The organism is Paraglaciecola chathamensis S18K6, from assembly GCA_000314955.1.
GTDB lineage: Bacteria > Pseudomonadota > Gammaproteobacteria > Enterobacterales > Alteromonadaceae > Paraglaciecola > Paraglaciecola chathamensis.
Genome location: BAEM01000055.1, coordinates 1 through 2,628 on the forward strand (window position 1 = coordinate 1; position 2,628 = coordinate 2,628).

1 protein-coding gene and 2 tRNA genes are annotated in these 2,628 nt (G+C 42.7%); all 3 read left to right on the top strand.

The annotated features are described in order from the left end of the window. Window positions 1-566 precede the first annotated feature (566 nt). Window positions 567-1,976 (top strand): glutamate--tRNA ligase, encoded by a 1,410-nt coding sequence (gltX, locus tag GCHA_RS19630; protein WP_007991466.1) that lies wholly within the window; start codon window positions 567-569, stop codon window positions 1,974-1,976. Window positions 1,977-2,087: 111 nt separating this feature from the next. After that, window positions 2,088-2,163: transfer RNA gene (locus GCHA_RS19635), tRNA-Ala, on the top strand. A gap of 279 nt (window positions 2,164-2,442) precedes the next feature. Beyond that, a tRNA-Glu gene (locus tag GCHA_RS19640) sits at window positions 2,443-2,518 on the top strand. Window positions 2,519-2,628: the final 110 nt, after the last annotated feature.

Here is a 2,628-nt window from a genome sequence, read left to right on the forward strand (position 1 = left end):
GTAGAGAGTGGCGATGCTCTTCTCTTTTTCTAACTGAGCTAAGCGACCGCGTTTTGTTTCAATTACTGAGTTGCCTCGGTAAGTGGAGCGCTATTATAGGTATGCTCTTGTAAGTGTCAACTGTAATTTAAAAAAAGTGTTTAAGTGCCTTAAAAATAGACAGATGGCTTAAATGTTGTGCGTTTTATTCGTTGAATATTGTTCAGTAGCGTCAAGGGTGGTTCGATAAAGATGTAATTTTTCAGTGCACTTTGGATGACTATATGATGTCTGAGCGAAAATCGCACATTGAGTGCACGCATTTTTGAAAATTTGTTTGTGCTATTTATCGGAACCATTATCTACCGAGCAATATGCACAAACTATTATGTTGTCACTTGCATGTCGATTTAGCACGCTTTTATGAAGCAAGGTACGCATTTTAACTGGCAGCTTATATTGAGTATAACAAGAGACATTACGACAGATCGTTAAAACAATCTGATGCATTGCATGTTTGGCCTTTCTTATAGGGGCAATTGACTGATAAAATACGCCCAATTTTTTGTAATAGGATTATTTATACAATGACAGCGGTTACCCGTTTCGCTCCAAGCCCTACAGGTTTTTTACATGTTGGTGGTGCACGTACTGCACTTTATTCTTGGCTTTATGCAAAAAGCCAAGGTGGGAAATTTGTACTTCGAATTGAAGATACGGATATTGAACGTTCCACCCAAGAAGCAATTGATGCAATTTTAGAAGGCATGGAGTGGCTGGGTCTAACTTGGGACGATGGGCCTTATTACCAAACTCAGCGTTTTGACCGATACAAGTCACTTATTAATGACATGCTCGAAGAAGGCAAAGCCTACAAGTGTTTCATGACCAGTGCAGAACTTGATGAGATCCGTGAAACGCAAAAAGCCAACGGAGAAAAACCTAGGTATCCGGGGACGTGGCGTGACCGTACTGACCATCCTGAAGGGCAACCTTTTGTTATTCGCTTTAAAAATCCGTTAGAAGGCAAGGTTGTTGTAAAGGATCATATTCGCGGAGATATCGAAATCGCTAACAGTGAGTTAGACGATCTTGTGATATTACGAAGCGATGGAACGCCCACATATAACTTCTGTGTGGTAGTTGATGATTGGGATATGGGAATAACCCATGTCGTTCGCGGCGAAGATCATATTAATAACACCCCACGGCAAATAAATATTCTCCAAGCTCTAGGGGCACCTGTGCCTGAATATGCTCACGTATCTATGATATTAGGAGATGACGGCAAGAAGTTGTCTAAACGTCATGGCGCGGTGGGTGTAATGCAATATCGTGACGACGGTTTCTTACCACAAGCGCTATTGAATTATTTAGTTCGCTTGGGCTGGTCTCATGGTGATCAAGAAGTTTTCTCAAAAGAAGAAATGATTGAATTGTTTAGCCTAGATGCGATAGGCCAGTCAGCATCTGCTTTTAATACAGATAAATTGATATGGCTAAACCAGCATTATATTAAAGAGCTACCCGTGAGCGAGGTTTTACCTTATGCACTATGGCATTTTGAGCAGCAAGGTATAGATGTAACGGATGGGCCTAATTTAGAAGACGTTATTACGGTACAAGCAGATCGTGTTAAGACGCTAAAAGAAATGGCCGAAATCAGCCGATATTTTTATCACGAGTATGAGGCATTCGACGAGAAGGCAGCTAAAAAGCACTTACGACCAGTAGCACAAGAACCGTTAGAAGCAGTAAAAGCAGCTTTAATGGCTTTAAGCCGTTGGGATGTAGAGTCTATTCATGGTGCTATAAACCAAACTGCAGAGAACTTAGGTGTTGGTATGGGCAAAGTCGGTATGCCTTTACGCGTTGCTGTGACAGGTTCTGGTAATTCACCTTCACTCGATGCGACATTAATTTTGTTAAAACCTGAGCAAATTGCTCAACGGATAGACAAAGCGCTCATATATATAGCAAACAGACAACAATCATAGATAAAATTTAAAAAAGTCGTTGACATAAAAGGGGGGGGTGCCTAGAATGCGCCCGCTGTCAGGGAATGACGCCCACTAAGTCAAAGCAAGTTAGCTTTTAAACTTTAGTATGGGGCCATAGCTCAGCTGGGAGAGCGCTTGCATGGCATGCAAGAGGTCGGCGGTTCGATCCCGCCTGGCTCCACCATATCAAGGAGCATTTACGGCATACCTAGGCCAGTAAATGTGGTGATACAGACAGATTTTTAGTTTCTGTAAAATTAGGTCGCTCCTCTCGCAGGCTCGATGCTATTTAGAGAAATTATCGATTTTGTGTAAGGTAAGGTCGCTCAGTTCGCTGGCTCACTTCACCTTACAGAAAACGATTAAACTAATTGTTGTTTCTGTAAAATTAGGTCGCTCCTCTCGCAGGCTCGACTCACCTTACAGAAACTTATCGAAGCATGCTTCGATGAACAAAGTTTCTGTCCCCATCGTCTAGAGGCCTAGGACACCGCCCTTTCACGGCGGTAACAGGGGTTCGAATCCCCTTGGGGACGCCATATAAAGAACGAAGTGATAGCATTATGCGTCACAAGGGATGAGAATCCTTAGTTCGACAAATTCGTAGGGAACGAATTTGAACGTGCGTAGCACGGCCGCGAAGCGGTGA